At 51.8% G+C, this 21,632-nt stretch carries 19 protein-coding genes; 10 read left to right on the top strand and 9 right to left on the bottom strand.

Features of this window, described 5'->3' with window-relative positions; translation table 11 throughout:
* Positions 1-55: 55 nt before the first annotated feature.
* Positions 56-988, bottom strand: a complete 933-nt coding sequence (locus OHJ21_RS02290) for a helix-turn-helix domain-containing protein (RefSeq protein WP_486019259.1) — start codon at positions 986-988, stop codon at positions 56-58.
* 206 nt (positions 989-1,194) lie between these two features.
* Between OHJ21_RS02290 and OHJ21_RS02295 the strand changes: the two genes are divergently transcribed.
* Positions 1,195-1,785 (top strand): YdhK family protein, encoded by a 591-nt coding sequence (locus tag OHJ21_RS02295; protein ID WP_486019260.1) that lies wholly within the window; start codon positions 1,195-1,197, stop codon positions 1,783-1,785.
* Between the two features lie 72 nt (positions 1,786-1,857).
* On the opposite strand, the gene OHJ21_RS02300 is transcribed toward OHJ21_RS02295, so the two are convergent.
* Positions 1,858-2,763, bottom strand: coding sequence for a TIGR01777 family oxidoreductase (locus OHJ21_RS02300; RefSeq protein ID WP_100536141.1), 906 nt, complete (start codon positions 2,761-2,763; stop codon positions 1,858-1,860).
* A 224-nt stretch (positions 2,764-2,987) separates the two neighbouring features.
* Here OHJ21_RS02300 and OHJ21_RS02305 point away from each other — a divergent pair, with 224 nt between their 5' ends.
* Complete coding sequence (locus OHJ21_RS02305) at positions 2,988-3,953, top strand: arsenic resistance protein (protein ID WP_486020991.1); 966 nt, start codon at positions 2,988-2,990, stop codon at positions 3,951-3,953.
* A 13-nt stretch (positions 3,954-3,966) separates the two neighbouring features.
* Here OHJ21_RS02305 and OHJ21_RS02310 read toward each other — a convergent pair whose 3' ends face one another.
* The 5 genes from OHJ21_RS02310 to OHJ21_RS02330 all read right to left on the bottom strand — a co-directional run bounded on the left by OHJ21_RS02310 (position 3,967) and on the right by OHJ21_RS02330 (position 9,692).
* The gene (locus OHJ21_RS02310) at positions 3,967-5,157 is read right to left on the bottom strand and encodes an ornithine--oxo-acid transaminase (protein WP_486019261.1); all 1,191 of its coding nucleotides are present in this window, start codon (positions 5,155-5,157) and stop codon (positions 3,967-3,969) included.
* Positions 5,158-5,251: 94 nt separating this feature from the next.
* Positions 5,252-6,157, bottom strand: a complete 906-nt coding sequence (gene rocF, locus OHJ21_RS02315) for an arginase (protein WP_326112535.1) — start codon at positions 6,155-6,157, stop codon at positions 5,252-5,254.
* A 232-nt stretch (positions 6,158-6,389) separates the two neighbouring features.
* Positions 6,390-7,751 carry an ABC transporter substrate-binding protein gene (locus tag OHJ21_RS02320; RefSeq protein ID WP_100536144.1) on the bottom strand — a complete coding sequence of 454 codons (1,362 nt, stop codon included), beginning with the start codon at positions 7,749-7,751 and terminating at the stop codon, positions 6,390-6,392.
* Positions 7,752-7,890: 139 nt separating this feature from the next.
* Positions 7,891-8,715, bottom strand: coding sequence for a carbohydrate ABC transporter permease (locus OHJ21_RS02325; protein ID WP_100536145.1), 825 nt, complete (start codon positions 8,713-8,715; stop codon positions 7,891-7,893).
* A complete protein-coding gene (locus OHJ21_RS02330) occupies positions 8,712-9,692 on the bottom strand; it encodes a carbohydrate ABC transporter permease (RefSeq protein WP_100536146.1) in 981 nt (326 codons plus the stop codon). Before OHJ21_RS02330 ends, OHJ21_RS02325 begins: the two co-directional genes overlap by 4 nt.
* Before the next feature lie 237 nt (positions 9,693-9,929).
* Here OHJ21_RS02330 and OHJ21_RS02335 point away from each other — a divergent pair, with 237 nt between their 5' ends.
* The 7 genes from OHJ21_RS02335 to OHJ21_RS02365 all read left to right on the top strand — a co-directional run bounded on the left by OHJ21_RS02335 (position 9,930) and on the right by OHJ21_RS02365 (position 16,887).
* Positions 9,930-10,913, top strand: a complete 984-nt coding sequence (locus OHJ21_RS02335) for a LacI family DNA-binding transcriptional regulator (protein ID WP_100536147.1) — start codon at positions 9,930-9,932, stop codon at positions 10,911-10,913.
* Positions 10,913-11,791 carry a ribokinase gene (rbsK, locus tag OHJ21_RS02340; protein ID WP_100536148.1) on the top strand — a complete coding sequence of 293 codons (879 nt, stop codon included), beginning with the start codon at positions 10,913-10,915 and terminating at the stop codon, positions 11,789-11,791. Before OHJ21_RS02335 ends, rbsK begins: the two co-directional genes overlap by 1 nt.
* 2 nt (positions 11,792-11,793) lie before the next feature.
* The gene (gene rbsD / locus OHJ21_RS02345) at positions 11,794-12,192 is read left to right on the top strand and encodes a D-ribose pyranase (RefSeq protein ID WP_100536149.1); all 399 of its coding nucleotides are present in this window, start codon (positions 11,794-11,796) and stop codon (positions 12,190-12,192) included.
* Between the two features lie 15 nt (positions 12,193-12,207).
* On the top strand, positions 12,208-13,689 hold the full coding sequence (locus OHJ21_RS02350; RefSeq protein ID WP_100536150.1) for a sugar ABC transporter ATP-binding protein: 1,482 nt from the start codon (positions 12,208-12,210) through the stop codon (positions 13,687-13,689).
* Between the two features lies 1 nt (position 13,690).
* A complete protein-coding gene (gene rbsC, locus OHJ21_RS02355) occupies positions 13,691-14,659 on the top strand; it encodes a ribose ABC transporter permease RbsC (protein ID WP_076320794.1) in 969 nt (322 codons plus the stop codon).
* A 15-nt stretch (positions 14,660-14,674) separates the two neighbouring features.
* A complete protein-coding gene (rbsB, locus tag OHJ21_RS02360; RefSeq protein WP_100536151.1) occupies positions 14,675-15,592 on the top strand; it encodes a ribose ABC transporter substrate-binding protein RbsB in 918 nt (305 codons plus the stop codon).
* 218 nt (positions 15,593-15,810) lie between these two features.
* Positions 15,811-16,887: a Gfo/Idh/MocA family protein gene (locus tag OHJ21_RS02365; RefSeq protein WP_100536152.1), complete on the top strand. Its 1,077-nt coding sequence runs from the start codon at positions 15,811-15,813 to the stop codon at positions 16,885-16,887.
* Positions 16,888-17,025: 138 nt separating this feature from the next.
* On the opposite strand, the gene OHJ21_RS02370 is transcribed toward OHJ21_RS02365, so the two are convergent.
* Complete coding sequence (locus OHJ21_RS02370; RefSeq protein WP_100536153.1) at positions 17,026-18,648, bottom strand: response regulator; 1,623 nt, start codon at positions 18,646-18,648, stop codon at positions 17,026-17,028.
* Complete coding sequence (locus tag OHJ21_RS02375; protein WP_100536154.1) at positions 18,645-20,381, bottom strand: sensor histidine kinase; 1,737 nt, start codon at positions 20,379-20,381, stop codon at positions 18,645-18,647. The genes OHJ21_RS02370 and OHJ21_RS02375 overlap by 4 nt, the downstream gene beginning before the upstream one ends.
* 315 nt (positions 20,382-20,696) lie before the next feature.
* Here OHJ21_RS02375 and OHJ21_RS02380 point away from each other — a divergent pair, with 315 nt between their 5' ends.
* Entirely contained in the window at positions 20,697-21,626 is a 930-nt protein-coding gene (locus OHJ21_RS02380) for an ABC transporter permease (protein WP_100536155.1), read from the top strand.
* Positions 21,627-21,632: the final 6 nt, after the last annotated feature.

Here is a 21,632-nt window from a genome sequence, read left to right on the forward strand (position 1 = left end):
GTCTTTATAAAAAGAGGAAGTGTTTTTGTACGATCAGGACATCGGCCCCTAAGCGCTAAAGCTCGGAGTCGTAACGTCCTTCCGAAAACTGCGATCGCCGGAAGCGGGCCGGGGTTACGCCAAGCTTGGACGTAAACACCCGGGTGAAGTAGTGCACGGACTCGAATCCGCAAGAGACGGCAATCTCTTTGATCTGCCGGTCTGTATTCAGAAGCAGGTGTTTAGCCTGCTGCACGCGCTGCTCCTGCACATAATGAACAAAGGATTGATGTCCGTATTTACGGAACAGCCGGGTCAAATGACGGGTCGTAACGTGAAGATGGCCAGCCACCCGCTCCAGAGAGAGCGGCTCGCCCAGATTATCCTTGATAAACAATTCGGCTTGATGAAACATCGAAGCCCCTTCTTCGTTTGCTCCAACTTCGGAAGGTTCTTGGTAGAAACCGGGGCCGTGCGCAGCCAGAATCGATAATAGGAGCGAAATCGCCAGGCTGTTCAGCATATGCGGCGGGTGCTGCTTACCGCCAGAGCCCGAATGAAACACCGATAACAGCGAAAGCCACAAGAGTCCGGGCGCTTGCCCGGCACCTTCCTGAAGCACCGGAATGCCTTGGCTGGCTAACCTTCGAAAAGCAGCCGTATGGAGATCGTTGTTTGCCGATTCATCCAGTTCAAAGGCAACATAACATAAAGCCAAGCCTTCCCTGCTCTTAATTTGGTGCTGAATGCCCGGCCTGGAGAGAAACAGGGTGCCTGGATGAAGATGGAATTCTGTCTCGTTTTCGATATACGAGCCGCAGCCTGTCAACACGTAACAAGCTTCAAAAAATGAATGCTTATGCTCCGTATTGTCGAAGTGGCGCGGCATAAATCCCCAGTAGTGGATCCGGACGTTCAGTTCCTGCTGTTCAATACGGTTCAAGGTTCGGTTTAATATGGAATTGGCCCGTTTAAATAAGGGGATGAAAGCATCGTCATCGATGTGCATGGGAGATGGTACTCCTTTTCGGAATTGGCGGATTTCCCTGCCAAGAATATGGGCTAAATGGGACTTATGATCACTCTCTATTTTATATCATAGATTAGTTTTATTGGAAAAATGGGTATCGTGATGTCATGCATAGACAGCTACACAAGTTCTTCATAAGTAGTTGCTATGCTATGAACATTCAATATAAGAGAGGAGTTCATTATATGTCAGCTACGAAACGATTGAAGCCGCTTTTTCTGGTTGCGTTAGCATCCCTTATCCTCATACTGGGTGCCTGCGGAAATACGAAAAGCGCAGATCCGGATAGCAAGGAAAGCACGGAGGCCACCGGGAACATGGATGGCATGGATCATGGCAGCATGAATCATTCCGGCTCGGGCGAGGTTCCGGATGGGTTGAAGTCGGCAGAGAATCCAACCTATGCGGTCCAGACCCAAGCGATCATTGAATCCGATCACATGCCCGGGATGAAGGGGGCAAAAGCAACGATAGTCGGAGCTTATGATACGACGGTGTACACCATATCGTATACGCCGACGAACGGCGGACCCGAAGTGAAGGATCATAAATGGGTAATTCATGAGGAGCTGAAGGATGCCGGAAAGGAGCCCTTGGAACCTGGAACGGAAGCGGTCGTGAATGCGGATCATATGGAGGGGATGAAGGGAGCCACTGCCGTCATCGATTCCGCCGAACAAACGACGGTCTATATGGTGGATTTCACGACAACAACCGGCGAAGAAGTCAAGAACCATAAGTGGGTGACAGAGAGTGAGTTATCCCCGGTCCAATAAAGTTTCATAGAATAAAACCATCGCTCTCTTAAGACAAGAGAGCGATGGTTTTTTATGCATATGGGGGGATGCTCAGCTTCCTTTGATCTGCTGCAGTGCACCCGTCACTTCCGGATATCGAAACTGGAAGCCGTGACGCAGCGCTTTGGCCGGAAGGATTCGCTGGCCCTTTAGCAGAATGAGCGACATTTCACCCAGGATGGCTTGGAGCATGAAGGCAGGCAGGGGGAGCCAATGCGGACGGTGATAAACCTTGGCGACGCTCCTGCCGAATTCCTCATTCGTGACCGCATGCGGGGAAGCGGCGTTCACGGCTCCTGAAATGTCCTCGTGCCGGATGCAATAATCGATTAAATCCACGATGTCGTCGATATGTATCCAGGAGAGCCATTGCTTGCCGCTGCCGATCTTGCCGCCAACGCCCAGTTTGTAAGGCAGCAGCATTTTGGGGAGTGCACCGCCTTGATTGCCAAGCACGACGCTGATGCGCAGCTTGATTAACCGGTCGACCGGGATGCGGTCGGCCGCCTGCTCCCATTGCTGCACAACCTCGGACGGGAAGTCCATAATCGTTGCAGGGCTTTCCTCATCAAACGTTGCCTGCTCGGATGTGCCGTATATGGCCATCGCCGATGCTTGAAGAATGACCGGAGGTTTGTGTTCCAGGCGGTGCATCAGGTCGGCTACGGCAGATACGGTTCGTTGCCGGGATTGAAGAATTCTCTGCTTGCCTGCTTGCGTCCAGCGCTGGCTCAGGGAGGAACCCGCAAGGTTAACGAGTGCATCCAAATCCTCAAGCCGCTCCGGATGAGACTTCATCTCATCCCAAGTCAAGTAGGATACCTGCTTTTTTATCTGATGAGCGGGAGTTTCCGGCTTCAACCTGGTGACGATGATAACGTCATGGCCGTCGCGCTGCCAGCGCTTGCTTAATGCTTGGCCAATGAAACCGGTGCCCCCGCAGATGGCTATTCTCATGAGTGAACCTCCTTAAACGTATAATTAACCCGTCAAAACTTGGCTGAGAATCATTACTCGTAATGCATTAAAATGAGCGGAGAAGGTAATAAGAGTACGTTTCCTTACGAAGATGAAGCCAATATTATACAATCCATTATACAAGAAATGAGGTATGATTCCGTTATATGATTTTTCGGTCATCACTTCAGTTTGTCATGATTCGAAACGGGAAGGGGTGCGGGATGGGACTTATAGAGAAACTTCAAACTTTGATCATTATGGGCGCGGTGGCGATGGGGCTGGCATTGGGGCAGCTGCCGGCTGCCGCAGACTATGCGGAATATGGGATTGTTCCTTTTTTGCTGCTGATGTTATATGGATTATTTTTGACGATACCGCTGCAGCAGCTAAGAGAGGCGTTCAAGAACATCAAGTTTCTGGGGGCGAGCACGCTCATTAATTTTATCTGGACGCCGCTGCTTGCCTGGGGACTTGGCGCTGTCTTTCTGTCGGATCACCCGGCGCTCTGGATCGGATTCATCATGCTGATGGTGACCCCCTGTACCGACTGGTATTTGGTGTTTACCTCGATTGCCAAGGGGAACGTGCCCTTGTCAACCTCGATACTGCCCGTTAATCTGATCCTCCAGGTGCTGCTCCTTCCGCTATATTTGCTCTTGTTCTCCGGCACGATCGAAACGATAGCGATGGCAACGCTGATCGAAAGCGTGCTGCTTGTGCTCGTTGTTCCGTTTACTCTTGCACATCTCACACGTTTCTTGCTGAGAGCGAAGAAAGAGGTGCTGGAGCACAAGCTGATGCCATTCTTTGGCCGGGCACAGATTGTCTTTCTGGGTCTTGCCATTGTCGCGATGTTTGCGTCCCAAGGGTCATACTTATGGAACAACTTGGACATGTTGTATATCCTCATTGTTCCGATCTTGATTTATTTCATGATGAATTACATGCTGGGCAGCGTGGTAGGCAGAATGCTGCGTTTCTCCTACGAGGATTCGGTCAGCCTCCATTTAACGATCATTGCCCGGAACTCCCCGGTAGCCCTCGCGATCGCCGTGACGGCTTTTCCGGAACAGCCCGTGATTGCCCTTGCCTTGGTCATCGGACCGCTGATCGAACTGCCCGTGCTTGCTGCTGTCTCTCAGCTGCTGCTAGTAACAAGAAGAATGAAGCGGAAGTCGATTTCATAACTAGATCGATTCGTCACGCAAACGCCTGCCTTACGATCTCCGCGGCCTGGTCCAGCTCCGTTTTTGTGATAATGAGCGGAGGGGCGAAGCGGATAATGGATTCATGGGTTTCTTTGCAGAGCAGGCCGAGATCCTTTAGTTTCTCGCAGTAGGATCTGGCCGGGACCTTGAGTTCCATGCCGATAAATAAACCTCTGCCGCGCACCTCCTTGATATCGGGATGCGGGATGGATCGAAGCAGCTGGAGAAAATATTCGCCGAGCTCCAGGGAGCGGCCTTCCAGCCCTTCCTCAATGCATACATCCATGGAGGCGATGGCCACCGCGCAGCCGAGCGGATTCCCGCCGAAGGTGGAGCCGTGGGACCCCGGCTCGAATACACCGAGAATATCCGCATCCGCCGCCACGGCAGAGACGGGAAAGACGCCGCCGCCGAGCGCTTTTCCGAGAATGTACATATCCGGCACGATCAACTCCCAGTCGCAGGCAAAGCGTTTACCCGTTCGGCCGAAGCCGGTCTGGATTTCGTCCGCAAGCATAAGGACGTTGTGCTGCCTGCACAGCTCCAGTGCCCCGCTTAGGTATCCGTCAGGCGGAATGACGATGCCGGATTCGCCTTGGATCGGCTCCACGAGAAAAGCGGCCGTATTCGGCGAAATCGCCTGCTCCAGCGCCTCAAGGTCCCCATAGGGAATGACTTTGAATCCCGGCGTAAACGGACCGAAGTCCTCGCGGTATTCGCGGGATGAGGAGAAGGAGGTAACCGTGATCGTACGGCCGTGGAAATTGCCCTCGCAGACGATGATTTCAGCCTGATCTGCCGGAATACCTTTCTTCCGGTAAGCATAGCGACGCGCTGCCTTAAGCGCTGTCTCAACCGCCTCGGCTCCCGTATTCATGGAAAGCATCATGCCTTTGCCGGTAAAAGCGGACAGCTTCTCGTAAAAGACACCCAATTGATCATGATGAAATGCGCGCGAGGTCAGGGTCACTTTATCTGCCTGTTCCTTCAAGGCCCGGATAATGCGGGGGTGACAATGACCTGCGTTCAGCGCCGAGTAGGCGCTCAACATGTCGATATACTGCTTGCCGTCCGAATCCGTCACATGGATGCCTGCAGCTTCGGCAATGACGATGGGAAGGGGGTGGTAGTTTCTCGCGCCGTACCGTTCGGCTTTCTCGATATGGGGGTTGGAAGGGTTCATGGCTTAACCTCCTTGGGAGTCTAAAGAAACCTGTAACGCGGAAAATACCTTATACCGCGCTTAAGAGGCTTCTCATATCAAGCATGGTGCCATGTCACAAGATGCTTTCGCCCAGCATGGAGGCGATTAAGCCGACAAGCAGCCGGGAAGTCTTCTGCCCGCGATCCAGTAGCGGGTTGTTCTCCACGAATTCGGCTGAGGTTAGAATACCGGATTCCGACAGCATTTCCATGGCCAGGTGCGCTTCCCGGTAGCTCAGCCCGCCTTGAACCGGCGTTCCTGTTCCCGGTGCAATCTTTGGATCGACGCTGTCAATATCGAAGGAGAGATGAACGCCATCCGTCCCCGTTGACGATATTCGGATGGCTTCCTCCATGACCCGGAACATGCCCATGCGGTCGATATCCTGCATGGTGAAGCAGGTAATGCCTTCCTGGCGGATGAAATCCCGTTCGCCCTGATCGAGGGAGCGTGCGCCAATGAGCACTACGTGTTCCGGCTTGATTGTTGATTTTACGCCGCCAACTGAGGTTAGCCGCCCATCGCCTTTTCCCAAGCTGACGGCCAGCGACATGCCGTGGATATTGCCGCTGGGGGTGGTATCCGGCGTATTGAGATCGGAGTGGGCATCGATCCAGATGACGCCCAGGCTTTGGTAGTGCCGCGTAAGCCCGGCTAGTGTGCCGATTGCAATGCTATGGTCACCGCCAAGGACAAGCGGGAAGACACCCGATTCTGCCAGGGCGGACACACGAGTTGCGAGCTGCTCGTTAATCGTTATGACTTCTTTCAGATGTTTTAGTTGAGGATGGTGCGCTTCATCCTTGTGTTCGGGGAGCGCAGCAAAGTCATCGACCTGGTAGGATACACCGAGTGTGTCAAGCTTGCGTTTCAGACCGGCTCCGAATATCGCGTTCGGTCCCTGTCCGGCGCCACGTCGGGTAGCTCCCCGGTCGAAAGGCACCGGGACAATTGTTACGGTGGACGGAAGATTTCTCATCATAGGCTCACCTCCACTTTGTATCAGTGTATTCAGGAGCCCGGCTGCGTGACTTGGGCAAACCCCTATACAAGCTGACCAATGTGGAAGGTTTTGGATACCACGAGAAAAACACCCTTGATGCATGATTCATGAGGTGACCGTAGAGGGCCCCATGATGCAGCATGAAGGGTGTGTAATACGTTCAATTCGATTCATGCTTCATCGTATGCGTACGCGGCATGATCGACGTTTATTTTACCGTTTTATTATAGGTCTCGATCTTGGAGCTGATCTCCTGGGCGGCTTTGTCCAGTGCTTCCTGCGCCGTTTTTTGACCGTTCAGCACTTCCTCGATGGCCGTTTCCGTCAGCTGGCGGGCTTCAGGGAACACGCCCATGACAGCGCCTTGCGTTGCCAGATTGGCCGTCGTTTGATGCAATTGATCCACGGCCGTCTGGAATTGAGGATATTTCTCCAGATTTTCCTTTACCAGGGTCTCTTCGTAAGCTTTGGTTGTTACCGGGAAGTAACCGGTGTTGACATGCCAGTAGGCTTGCGTTTGCGGCTCGGCCAAATATTTCATGAATTCCCAGGCTGCCTGCTGCTCTTCTTCCGATTTGTTGTTCATCAGCCACAGGCTTGCACCGCCGATAATAACGCCGCCATCCCCGCCGTCAGCCGGTTTAGGCAGGAAAGCTGTGCCGACTTCGAATTTGCCTTCCGCTGCGCTGACGATACCGCGGAGCGAAGCCGTGGAGTCCAGCGTCATAGCGATTTGGCCGGCTGCAAAAGCTTTTTTGGTGTCATCCGTTTTACGTCCCAGGTTCAGCAGAACTTTATCGTCCAGCATTTGCTTCCACCATTCCAGCGTCTTCACGGCAGCGCCGTTGTTGACTTGCGAAGCGGTTGCCGGGGAAGTGCGGCCGTTGCCGTTGTTCAGCAGCTCAACGCCTTGGTTCGCAAGGAATTGCTCCATGAACCAGCCGTAGATCGCGAAGGATGCGCCGGCTTGGCCGCCTTTCGTTAGCGCCTTAGCCGCTTCGGCTACCTCTTCGTAGGTTTTTGGAGGATTTTCCGGATCCAGTCCGGCCGCTTTAAAGGCATCCTTGTTGTAGTAAAGAATCGGGTTGGAGGAGTTGAATGGCATCGAATACAATTGGTTGTCGAATGTATAGTAATTTTTAATATTCGGTTCCAAGGAGGAAATGTCGTATGCTTCCGCATCCATGAAGTCCTGAACCGGACGGATCGCCTTGGTGTCCATCATGAAACGACTGCCGATTTCGTACACCTGAATCATGGTCGGGCCGCTGTTCGATCCCAAGGAAGCCTTCAGCTTGTTCAAGCTTTCATCGTACGTTCCTTGAAACACGCCCTCTACCTGAATATCCTTGTGGGCTGCGTTAAAATCGGAGATCAGCTTGTCCGCGACGGTCCCGAGCTCACCGCTCATGGAATGCCACCATACGACCTTAACAGGTTCTTTGGCCGGTTCGCTGCCGGCGGCAACGGTCGTTTCTCCAGCGGCTGGCGTATTGCTGCAAGCGGCGCTGATCAGCATGAAGCAGGAAAGCAGGAGCAGCGCGAAGGACCTTTTACCAAAACGTTTCATGATCGGTTAATCTCTCCCTTTTTGAAAATGGTTTTTTGAAAATAAAGTATGGTTTGATCTATCAGAAATTGCGTGGGACCGATTTTTATCGATAACCGGCACGCAAGGCTGAACATGCAGGGTCCGGCTATATTAGCCATCAGCCCTTCAAAGCACCTGCCGTGATGCCGCGTACAAGGGGTTTCAGCCCGAGTGCAAGCAGCAGCAGGGAAGGAAGCAGCAGCAGGAGTACGCCGGAGAGAATCAGATTCCACGAATTCATCTCTTCGAACTGCAGCATGCCGATCCCGATTTGGACGGTTCGCATCTCGACGCGGTTGGTTGTCAGGAGCGGCCACAGGTACATGTTCCAATGGTTCAGGAACGAGTACACGCCCAGCGTGGCAATTCCGGGGATGGATAACGGCAGCACCATGCTCAAGAAATTGCGGACATGTCCACAGCCGTCCACGCGGGCCGCTTCAAACAGCTCCTTCGGCAGCTGCAGGAAGGCCTGTCTGAGCAGGAAGGTTCCGAAGGCCGTGGCCAGAAATGGAATGATGAGGCCTTGATAGGTATCCAGCCAGTTCAGGCTTTTGACCGTCAAATAATTCGGAATCATGATCACTTCCCACGGAATCATCATGGTGGCGAGAAAGAGGCTGAACAGCAGCGTTTTTCCCGGGAACCGCAGGAAAGCGAAAGCGTATGCCGCCAAACTCGCGGTCACGATCTGCCCAAGCATGATGGCGATGGAAACAACGAGGCTGTTTCCGATAAAGGTAAGAACGGGAATCGTATCGATCACCTTGGTGAAATTGGACAGATTGATGGCTTCGGGAAGCAGAGGCGGCGGATATACGGCCGACTCGGCCTCGCTCATCAGCGATGTCGACAAGGTGTACAGGAGCGGAAAAGCCACAGTCAATGAACCGAGTAGCAGCGCGACGTAGATGAAGCTTTTGGGCATGAGACGCATGCTCATTGATAATGCACCTTCTTCTCCACGAATTTAAATTGAAAGACGGTCAGCAGCAGAATGATCGCAAACAGGATGAGTGCTTGCGCGCTGCCGATGCCGAAGCGGAAGTTGACGAATGCATCCTGATAGATGTTGAATACGATGACGTTGGTGCTGTTCATCGGACCGCCCTTGGTCAGGATGTTGATCTGTCCGAATGCTTGGAAGGCGCCGATAACCGAGACAACGGACGTGAAGAATAACGTAGGGGAGATCAGCGGCATCGTAATCCGGAAGAAGGTTCTCAGCGGACCGGAGCCGTCCATTTTGGTGCTGTCGTAGATATCCTCGGATACGCCCTGCATGCCGCTCAGCATCAGGATGTAATTAAATCCAAGATTCATCCAGACGGTCATGAGCGCAACGGAGATCATGGCCCATTTCGGATCGGTCAGCCATTGAATGGGCTGAGTGCCGAGCAGCGACAGAAAGTAATTCAGTATGCCCAACGTCGGATGGTAGAGAATCATCCAGATCATCGAGCCGGTGCCGACGGATACGGCCATCGGCAGCGAGAAGATGAAGCGGAATATTTTCATGCCTTTCAGCTTATTGTGCGTCAGGGCTGCGAGCAGTATGGCTGCCGCCATGCCGGTCGGGACCGTCAGCACGATAAACAGCAGCGTGTTGCCGAAGCTTGTATAAAACATCTCGGAGGCTAGTATTTCCTTGAAATTATCGAACCCTACAAATTCGGCTACCCGGCCTTGGGGATCGGTCAGGAACAAGCTAAGATAAACCGATTTGAGCAGCGGGTAGAACAGGAACAGACCGAAAATGAGCAGCGAAGGTGCTAAACATGCATAAGCAAGCATGATTTCCCTGCGCCTTGTTTTCTTGATGGAGATCGGTTTTGCCGCTGTCGCAAGCTCAGCTTCGCTGACCGGCGGCGTCAAAGAGTGACCCGGAGATGGAAGCGTAAAATCTTTTTCCATAATCATGTTTACCTCACTTTCCTGCTTGGCCTTACAGGTATTGAGTATAGGAGTCGGATGTAAAATCCAGTAAAGGATTTTGTAAGAATACCGTAATTTATTGCCGGACATTTTTAGTTGTTGAAGGAGCGTTTGTCAGCGCACGGTACAAAAATATTCCAATCCTTAAAGGCTTGCAGGTTGAGAAGGGATGTGATATCTTATAGCTGTAACCGGTTACACATAAATGAGGTGATGACGGTAATGGCAACGATCAAGGATGTGGCAAATCGGGCCGGTGTGTCCGTAGCCACGGTTTCACGGGTTTTAAATGGAAACGGTTACGTGCATGAGGACACCAGGTCCAAGGTAGAACAAAGCATTCGCGAGCTGAATTATACGCCGAATGAAGTAGCACGTTCTTTATATAAAAGAAAATCCAAATTGATTGGACTTTTGCTTCCGGATATTATGAACCCTTATTTCCCGCAGCTTGCTCGCGGAGTTGAGGATGAGATGCAGGAGAATGATTATCGGCTGATATTCGGGAACAGCGACGAGAGCAAGAAGAAGGAAATGGAGTACATCCAAACCTTTGTCCAAAATAATGTGGTTGGTGTCATATCATCGACCAATGATCCGGATGCCGACATGTATACAGAGCTGAACATTCCCGTTGTGTTTCTGGACCGCACCTCGTCGGACCGCCCTTCCGTTTACGCGGATGGTCGGCAGGGAGGAAGGATAGCCGCCCAGGAGATCGTGCGGCGAGGGAGTAAAGCTGTAACGGTCATTCAAGGTCCGGCGGATGTGCGGCCTGCTCAGGAACGTTTTGAAGGAGCCGTTGAGGTTCTGGAAGAACAGGCGGCTGCGTATCAAGTGCTGAAAACGACATCGTTTTCTTTAACCGATGCCGAAGAATTCGCCCAGAAAGTGTTCAGCGAGTTTCCGGACACGGACGGCGTAATCGCCAGTAACGATATCATGGCATCGGCCGTGGTGAAGGAAGCGCATCGGCTGGGGAAAAGGGTGCCGGAAGACGTACAAATTATCGGATTTGACGATATTTTGCTCAGCAGGCTGCTGGCCCCTCCGCTGTCCACGATTCATCAGCCGGCGTATGAAATGGGCCGGGAAGCGGCCAGATTGCTTATCGGACTTATTGAGGGGCAGCACATTGAGAAAAGCAATATCGAATTCTCGGTAGAATTTATAGAGCGGCAGACAACGAGAAAGGTGGAATCATAATGGCGAAAATTGTGGTAATCGGAAGCGCGTCGATGGACTTGGTGGTCACCTCCACCAAGCGCCCCGGCGCGGGAGAGACGGTGCTTGGCGACAGCTTTAAGACGGTACCCGGAGGGAAGGGAGCCAACCAGGCCGTCGCGGCGGCGAGACTGGGCGCAGAGGTGACGATGATTGGCTGTGTAGGCGATGACTCCTTCGGCGAAACGATTTTGAGTAATTTGCAGTCGAATGGCGTTGTTACGAACCATGTGGAACCGGTTACAGGTATGGAAAGCGGAACCGCACACATCATTTTGGCAGAGGGAGACAACAGCATCGTGGTGGTGAAGGCTGCCAACGATCGGATCACCCCGGATTATGTTGATCAGGCAGCAGAAGTGATCAAGGCCGCGGATATCGTGTTGATTCAGCAGGAGATTCCGGAAGAAACGGTGGTGCACGTGAGTGAGTTATGCGCGAATTATCAGGTGCCATTGATGCTGAACCCGGCTCCTGCCCGCCCGGTGCCGAGCGTTGTTATTGAACGGGCGGCATACATTACGCCAAACGAGCACGAAGCGGCTATCCTATTCGGAGATGAGCCATTAGGCGACGTGCTGCGCCGTTATCCGAACAAACTGATCGTGACGGAAGGCAAGCGGGGCGTTCGTTATTTCGACGGCAACGAAGAGGTTGTGGTTCCCGGCTACAAGGTTGATGCCGTGGACACGACGGGAGCCGGCGATACCTTCAACGGTGCCTTTGCCGTGGCTCTGTCCGAAGGCATGGGCATTGCCGACAGCCTGAGATTTGCGAACCGCGCAGCTTCCTTGTCGGTCATGAAGTTCGGAGCGCAGGGCGGAATGCCGTCTCGCCTCGAAGTGGAAGGGAGTCTTTGATCATGAAGAAGAACGGCATGCTGAACAGTCACATCGCGAAAGTGCTGGCAGATCTGGGACACACCGATACCATCGTTGTTGGCGACGTGGGCCTTCCGATTCCTCCCGGCGTTCCCAAGATTGACTTGGCATTAACGCTGGGGACGCCAAGCTTTACCGAGGTGGTGAATGCGATTGCCAATGATATGGTGATTGAAAAAATCGTCATTGCTGAAGAAATGAAGCTTGATAATAAGGAAACACTGCACTATATACAGGAGAACTTTCACGGTTGCGAGATCGAGGCCTGCTCGCATGAGCAGTTCAAGGCACGGACGCGAAACGCCAAGGCGGTTATCCGTACAGGCGAAGCCAAGCCCTACGCGAACTGCATTTTGCAGGCCGGTGTTCATTTCGGTTAAAAAGGAGGAAGCACCATGAACATTGAGATGACGAACATCCATAAATCTTTTAGCACGAACCGGGTGCTGGCAGGTGTGGACTTTGATCTCCGGGAAGGAGAGGTCCATGCTCTGATGGGAGAGAACGGCGCGGGTAAATCGACGCTGATGAATATATTAACCGGTCTTCACAGCCGGGATGAAGGCAAGATTGTCATCGACGGTAAGGAAACCTATTTTGCTAATCCGAAGGAAGCGGAAGAGAAAGGCGTTGCCTTCATCCATCAGGAGCTTAACATCTGGCCGGAGATGACGGTTCTGGATAACTTGTTTATCGGCAAGGAGATGACGTCCGGCCTCGGTTTCCTCAATATGAAACAAATGAAGGCGCTTGCGAAGGAACAGTTCGATAAATTAGCGGTGACGATACCATTGACGCAGGAGGCGGGAGAATGCTCCGTCGGACAGCAGCAGATGATTGAGATCGCCAAAGCGCTCATGACCAAAGCGAAAGTCATTATTATGGACGAGCCGACGGCGGCGCTGACCGAAAGGGAAATCGAGAAGCTGTTTGATGTCATCCGTTCATTGAAAAAACAAGGCGTATCCATCGTCTACATTTCCCACCGGATGGAGGAAATTTTTACGATCTGCGACCGAATCACGGTCATGCGGGATGGGAAATCCGTTGATACCAAAGCCATTCCGGACACGAATTTTGACGAAGTTGTCAAAAAGATGGTCGGACGGGAGCTGACCGAGCGATATCCCGCACGACATCCATCTCCGGGCGAACCGGTGCTGGAAGTGAAAAATATGACGGGCAAGGGCCGGTTCGAGAATGTGAGTTTCTCGGTTCGTGCCGGCGAGATCGTAGGCGTGTCCGGTTTGATGGGCGCGGGACGCACCGAGATGATGCGAGCGATATTCGGATTGGACCCGCTGGATAGCGGCGAAATCTGGGTGCGCGGAAAGAAAGTTTCGATCAAGAAGCCGGATGATGCCGTGAAACACGGTATTGGATTCATAACAGAGGACCGCAAGGATGAAGGGTTGGTCCTGGATTTCTCGGTCCGTGAAAATATGGCGCTGCCCAATCTGTTCAGCTTCTCATCCAGAGGGTTTATCTCCGGGAAGAAGGAGCAGGATTTCGTGGACACGTTGACGAAGCGGCTGCAGATTAAAACCCATTCCTCCGAGACGCAGGCACGCAATCTGTCGGGCGGTAACCAGCAGAAGGTCGTAATCGCCAAGTGGATCGGCATTGGACCGAGCGTGCTCATCCTGGACGAGCCCACACGCGGCGTGGACGTTGGGGCGAAGCGGGAAATTTACCAGCTGATGAATGAGCTGACCGAACGCGGCGTGGCGATCCTGATGGTTTCGTCGGAGCTGCCGGAGGTGCTCGGGATGAGCGACCGGATTCTGGTTGTTCACGAAGGCAGAATTTCCGGTGAATTGGATCGCGAACAAGCCACGCAGGAACACATCATGACTCTAGCTACAGGAGGTCAGTAATATGACAACTATTAACGATGCCAAGGCGGAAAAAGGGTTTAAGGTATCAGGTTTGACGCAAAAGCTCGGTCCGCTGCTCGGACTGATCATTCTGATCGTTATCGTATCCGTTCTGAATCCAAGCTTCTTGGAACCGCTTAACATTCTGAACCTGCTGCGTCAGGTATCGATTAACGCATTAATTGCATTCGGTATGACGTTTGTTATCCTGACAGGCGGCATTGACCTGTCGGTCGGTTCGATTCTCGCACTCTCCAGCGCATTTGTCGCCAATATGATGGTGGCCGGGTTTGACCCGATCCTATCGATCATCATCGGCGTTGCGCTTGGCGGTGTCATGGGGATGATCAACGGTCTCATGATTACCAAAGGGAAAATGGCGCCGTTTATCGCCACTTTGGCTACCATGACGATATTCCGAGGACTTACGCTGGTCTATACGAACGGTAACCCGATTACGGGTCTCGGCGACAGCCTTGCATTCCAATTGTTCGGCCGCGGTTACCTGCTTGGTATTCCGGTACCTGCCATTACGATGATCATCACGTTTGCCGTGCTGTGGGTCATCCTGCATAAAACGTCGTTTGGCCGCAAGACCTATGCCATCGGCGGTAACGAAAAAGCATCGCTAGTATCCGGTATTAAAGTACCGCGCGTGAAAATTATGATCTACTCCTTGGCAGGGATGCTGTCCGCGCTTGCCGGCGCGATTCTAACCTCTCGTTTGAATTCCGCACAGCCGACAGCAGGGACGTCCTATGAATTGGATGCCATCGCAGCCGTTGTTCTGGGCGGTACAAGCCTGACCGGCGGTCGCGGCCGGATCGTCGGTACGTTAATCGGTGTGCTGATCATTGGCATACTGAACAACGGACTCAACCTGCTCGGCGTGAACTCTTTCTATCAGATGGTTGTCAAAGGCGTCGTGATTGCGATTGCCGTACTGCTCGACCGTAGAAAATCGGCTTAAGGGGGAGAATGAACGATGAAAAAAACAACTTTGCTGCTCGTATCACTTATGCTGATCTTCATAACAGGCTGTTCGCTGGAGCCGCCGGAATGGGCGAAGCCCAAGGCTAGCGGAGATATAAAAGACATCAAAATCGGTCTTTCCATCTCGACCTTGAATAACCCGTTCTTTGTCTCCTTGAAGGATGGCGTCGTCGCCGAAGCGGCGAAGCAGGGAATGGAAGTCGTTGTCGTTGACGCACAGAACGACTCGGCTAAGCAGAGCAATGACGTCGACGACTTGATTCAGCAGGGCGTCAACGCACTGTTGATTAACCCGACGGATTCGTCTGCGATTTCAACCGTGGTGCAAACGGCGAATAGCTTGGGCATTCCGGTCATTACACTCGACCGCTCGGCGGATCAAGGTGAGGTCGCTGCGCTGGTTGCCTCCGATAACGTCAAAGGCGGTCAGATGGCAGCCGAGTATATCGTGGAACAACTGGGCAAAGATACGAAGGTCATTGAGCTCGAAGGCGTTCCGGGCGCTTCCGCGACGCGTGAACGCGGCAAGGGTTTCCATGATATCGCAGATGAGCAGTTGAACGTGGTCGCGAAGCAAGCAGCGGATTTTGACCGGACAAAGGGTCTTACCGTGACGGAAAATCTGCTGCAGGGCAATCCGGATGCCAAAGCGATATTTGCCCATAATGACGAGATGGCCCTGGGCGCAATCGAAGCGATCCAAAGCTCGGGCAAAGACATCATGGTCATCGGCTTTGACGGTAATGACGATGCGCTGAAGTCCATCGAAGCCGGCAACCTGACGGCCACGGTAGCCCAGCAGCCGGAGCTGATCGGTCAGCTCGCTGTCGGCGCAGCCAAGGACGTGCTGCAGGGCAAAGAGGTGGAAGCGAATATCGCTGCACCGCTGAAACTGGTTGTGAAGGAGTAATCTGGCGGGATGAAGGAGCGTTACCTTATGCGATAGAAGCAGGGTAACGCTTTTTTTTTGCCATCCTGATCATTCCATCCCGGGCTGCGAAGTAACTCACAGCCTTGCGATGACAGCAGGAATACAATATCGTAAAAGGGAACAGTTATTTCGCATATGATATGATAATGGTTGTGTATGCGTTTACTGCTTAGATGTGAAAAAGGAGCTATGTAACTATGACAATGGAGAAAAGAAAACATGCGATTGTGATCGTAGGTTATGGCGGAATGGGCAGCTACCATGCCAAGCTGATTAAGGACAATGCATTTCTCGAGGTTACGGGTACCTACGATATTTTGAAAGATCGCCGGGAAGTGTCCCAGCAGGACGGGTATCCTGCCTACGAGAGTTATGAGCAGGTATTAAACGATGCTGCGGTTGACGTGGTGCTCATTGCTACACCTAATGATGTGCACAAGGAATTGGCACTTCAGGCGTTTAAAGCCGGCAAGCATGTCATCTGCGAGAAGCCGGTGACATTGTCCGTCAGTGACTTCAAAGAGATGGTGTCTGCAGCCGATGCTGCTGGCCGGGTGCTGATGGTTCATCAGAACCGCCGCTGGGACGAGGACTTCCTGACGATTAAGCAAATGTATAACGAGAAGACAATTGGCGATTTGTTCCGTATCGAATCCAGGGTACACGGGGCGAACGGCATTCCGGGCGACTGGCGCCATCTGGAAGCCCACGGCGGCGGCATGCTGCTGGACTGGGGCGTGCATTTGCTGGACCAGATCCTGTTCATGGTGGACAGCCGGATGACCAGCCTGAGCAGCCGCTTAAGCTTTATTTTGGGCGATGAGGTGGATGACGGCTTTGAGTCGGTTATCGAATTCGAGAACGGCGTATCGGTTCTGATTGAAGTGGGGACGACGAACTTCATTACGCTGCCACGCTGGTACGTCAAAGGAACCGAGGGAACCGGTATTATTGAGGATTGGTCGTTAAACGGAAGAATCGTTACCCGGAACCAGGATGCCGTGAAAGTGGAGCCGAAGCCGATTCAAGCCGGGGTAGGCTTGACCAAAACGATGGCGCCTCCTTCCGAAGAAGCTACCATTACGGGAGCTCTGCCGGAGCCATACCGTCAATCCAGCAGCTTCTTCGATAACTTTGCGGCCGTGATCCAAGGCGAGGCTGAACCGATTGTGAAGAACGAGGAAGTGCTGCGCGTCCTGAACCTGATCGAAGCGGTGTTTGAATCGGCCCGAACGGGAGCAACGCTCAAGGATTTCGATATTTACCCTGCGTAATCTATACAGATTTGCACTTATTATTATAGAAAAAGTACCGCGTCCGCCAAGCGAATTAGGCTTGAGGCTGCGGTACTTTTTATTTTTCATGTTGTGGTTGCTGACAGCTCATTCGCGAAACTCGTCGAGCGTGTAATGTTATTTCGCATGATCGACCTTTCCGGAACTCCCGGCTTGCAGCACCCGTCTGTAATCGCTGGGCGCCCAGCCCGTATCCTGCTTGAACAGCTTCGAGAAATAGGAATAGTTGGCGTACCCCACCTTAGCCGCAATCTGGTACACCGACAATGGAGTCGTCTCCAGCAGATGCTTGGCTGCCTTGATGCGGGACTGAATGATGTAAGTACCCAAAGAGACGCCCGTCTCTTTCTTGAACACGCGGGCCAAATAATCCGGGTTAAGATAGACGATTTCCGCCAGGCTCGTTCGCGTCAGCTCATCCCCGTAATGGCTTTGAATATAATGCTTGATCTCCTCCACCACCGTATGCGAATGGTCGGCGTAGGCATGATATTCTGCTGCCGTGCTGACGAGATATTCCATATATTTCTCCATATCTTCAATCGAGTTCAAGGATTGCAGGAACAGCTGGTCATTGGTTTTGCCGGTATACAGCTTATGTGCCTGGATCTCTTTGCCCTTCAGATAGGAATACACCAGCTGCACGATATCCAAGCGGAACAGACGCAGCACCGAGGCGTTGTAGACGCCATTCTTGGCTAGGTTTTGCAAGTATTTGCGGGTTTCTCCCAGAAACCCAGCCGGATTGTTACCGCTGAGAAGCGCTTCCCAGTCTTGCAGCGGCGGAGGGGCGTACGCGGTTTCTTGCAGGGAATGGTGTTCCAGAAAAACAATCTGATTCCGCTTTTTGATCATATCCTCATTCATTTGTAGCAGAATCCGAATGGACTTGTTGATTTCCTCCAAAGCCACCGAAATCGATACGCTGCAGCAAGCATCGCTCCGGAGAAATTGATTGGCTTTGTCAATGAACGAAGTGCAGATGGATTCAATGACCCCGGTATCCGGAGGATGATTCCATTTCAGCATGACCATCCAATTGTAATCCCTATATTCCATAGCGGCTTCAACCGTGAAGAGCGGGTCCTGGAACAATTCGGACAGCACGTTGAGAAATGCATAGTCAAACAGGTCTTTGTCTTCTTTGCCCAAACTTTTATCATGCGGAAAAATGGTGATGAGCACAGGAAGAAATAGATCCGACAACTCATAGGACAGGTTCTGTTCCGCGATATATCCTGCGATGGCGACCCGGTCCGAAGAAGCTTTCCTTTCCTTTATCAGCTTGCTCCAAAAATGCTCCTGGAGCTTTTTTTGATTTTTTTTCCACAGCTGCCCGTCTTGTATCGCTTCCTGATCGCTTTGCTGTTCCTTTGCTTTATAGGCAGCCTTGGAAATGATGAGGCTAAGCTTATCGAATTCAATCGGCTTCAGGAAATAGTCAAAGCTTTGCAGCTCAATAGCCTTCTGCGCATAATTGAAATCAGCGTAATTGGTCAGGAAGATCGTCTGAATGCTGTATTGTTCCTCGCGTATCCAGGCGAGAAGCTCCAGCCCGCTGCCTTGCGGCATTTCGATATCGCAGATGAGGATCTGGACCGAATGCTGCTGCAGTATATCCCTTGCCTGTGCAACGCTGTAAGCGGTATGGACCTGTTCGATCGAGAGGGCTTTCCAATCGATTTTCTTCTCCAGTGCGGCCACGACAAAATAATCATCATCAACCAGCAATACGTTCATTGAATTTCTCCTCTCCATTCCTGCACGGATTGTGGAAGCGTTAATATGACGCAAGCGCCGCCCTCTTCTCGATTTGAAAATTCCACATGTGCCCTGCGATGATAGAGCAGCTCCAGCCGCTGAAGGGTGTTCATGATCCCGATGTGTTTCCCTTCGCTTTGATCCAGCGGCTTACCGTTTGCCAGCTTATCCAATACGTCTTCCGGAAAGCCGGGGCCGGTATCGGAGATCCGGATGACCGCGTAAGGCTTATCGTCCTCCACCTGCAAGCTGACGGTCAGGCGAATTTGCAGCACCTGATCTCTGGATACGGCGTATTTCACCGCGTTTTCAATAAAGGTCTGGAGCACCAGAGGGGGGATCGTGAGGCCGGCAAGCTCTTGTTCAAACCCGATATGATAAGAAAAGGCATCGCGGTAGCGGTGCTTCTGAATCTCCAGGTAAATCCGGACATGCTCGATCTCGTCCGCAAGCCGCACGAGGTTATCGCCGCTTTGAAAGATGTAACGAAAATATTTGGATGTGGACAGCGACATATATTCGATTTCCTTAAACATCTGCATTTGCGCCATGCTGTAGATGTTCGTCAGGCAGTTCAGGAAAAAATGGGGGTTGATCTGCAGCTTCATATAATCCAGCTGGATTCTTTGCTTCTCCAGCTCCTGCTCGTAGATATCGATTTTAAACTTCTTGATCTGTTCGATCAGGTGTTTGAATTGGGAGTTGACCTGCTCGAGCTCGATGATCTCGCTGCTCATGAAATCCAAATTTTCGCTATCCTCATGGATGCGCCTTACGTTTTCCGAGAAATTCTGAATCGGCTTTAACACCTTCTTCTTGAAATACAGCATAACCACGCTGAGCGTGCACGTCAGTATAACAAACAGCAGCATAATGAGGAGTTGGGCGATCATGATGGTCTCAAATACGCCGAATTGAATGACCAGCTGCACGTTGAAGGAGGCGTTCGAGAATCCCTCAGTGACCGTTGTCCGCGGTTGTGACAAGCTAAAGGGGGAAGCTTTGGCAGCTTCGACCTTGGCCCCCAGCTCGCCGGTACCGGCACTCGAAAGGGCTGCCCCTTGATCATCCACAAGAGAAACGTAACCGTCCTCGCCCAAATCCAGCTGTTGGAGCGGCCGGATCAGATCGTCAGCGGAGATGAGGCAGATCAGATACCGGTTATGGTAAGGGACGATGTTGATGATGTAATGCGTGTCCTGAACAAGGATCGGATTCCAGTTGGAGTAGAACGTTTCGTATACGTTTTTGGAATCCGTGAGGGAGACGATCTGTTCCTTTAGCTCCAGGAACTCCGTATACGATAGGGACATGGGCGCATAGTTCTGGAAAAAATCCTGCTCTTTTAAATAGAAGAAGAAGTTGTATTCTTGGCCGTAGTTTTTTTGAAGCTCGTTGAACCGTTTATGCACTCTTTCGCTCGACTTGATGTAATCCACGTAGTCTGTGCCGAGGGTATCCATGATCTTGATGCTCTCATCATTCGCCAGCGTCCAGCCCATATAGTGGTTGATGTAGGAGAAGTCATGATTGATCTGCCTGATATACAGATTCGCCGTATCCTGCAAATATCGAGTCGATTGCTGCTTCACGATGAAGATGGAAGCGAAGCTGATCACGAGATCCACCACGAGGGCAAAAATCGAGATAAAGAGCATGATTTTCACATAGTGACGGATGGGATAAGGCTTGTTATTGAGTGCTTTAACCATAGGGATGCCGTGTTTCCTTTCAATTCGCCTGTACATGTAAGCGTTTTAATAGTGGTACTGATCATTATAAATGGAAAAGACGAAAAAAACAGGAGCGAACGAGAGCGCATTTTCCATAAAGTCCGGATACCACATCGTAAAGTCCGGATAATAGCATGCTTTGCATGGGGACTCGAGGATTCCTTGAACTGGAACAAGGCGAAGGTCCGAATAGGACATCATGAGGTCCAAATAACGATTCCGGAGCGAAGTATACTGAAATTGCTTACGTGACATACCGGATTCACGACGACGAGTACAGAAAGGGGAATCGATTTGAAAGCAGGCCAACTGAATAGAACCACACACCCAACCCTCGGGCGGATCAGAAAAAATTGGGGCCTGTATTTGCTGCTGCTGCCTGCGGTAGTGCTGGTTTTGTTGTTTTCTTACGTACCGATGTACGGGATCTTGATCGCATTCAAGGATTACAGTCCCGCTCTCGGGATTATGGACAGCCCCTGGGCAGGCCTGAAGTATTTCGAGAAGTTTTTTAACTCCTATCAATTCTCGTCAACCATTACCAATACGCTGGTCATCAGCTTATACAGCGTGGCGACATTCCCGATTCCGATCATGCTTGCCTTGATGGTCAATCAAATGCGCCAGAATGGGTTCAAGCGCTTCTTCCAGACCGTAACCTATATGCCGCATTTTATATCCACGGTCGTGATGGTGGGACTCATGCTGATTCTGTTCTCGCCGGGCTCGGGATTGATCGGGAATATCTTCCGGCTCTTCGGTGCACAAGCGCCGAACCTGATGGGATCGGCCGGCTTGTTCAGCAGCGTGTATGTATGGTCGGACGTGTGGCAGCATACGGGCTGGGACAGCATTATCTATATCGCGGCTTTATCTGCGGTGAGCCCCAGCTTGTACGAAGCGGCCACGATGGACGGGGCAAGCCGGTGGCAGAAAATCCGGTTTATCGATATTCCGATGCTGATGCCTACGGTCGTGACCTTGCTTATATTGCGGATCGGCAGCTTGCTTGGCGTCGGCTTCGAGAAGGTTTACCTTATGCAAAACAGTCTCAATATTACCTCCAGTGAGGTCATCTCCACGTATGTGTACAAAATCGGGATGCTGAGCAGCCAATACAGCTTCTCGTCGGCCATCAATTTGTTTAATACGGTCATTAATTTTGCTCTGTTGATTCTGGTCAACCAGATTTCGAAAAAATACAGCGAAAACAGTTTGTGGTAACGCAAG

This window comes from Virgibacillus sp. LDC1, assembly GCF_025792345.1.
Lineage (GTDB): Bacteria > Bacillota > Bacilli > Paenibacillales > Paenibacillaceae > Paenibacillus_AQ > Paenibacillus_AQ lautus.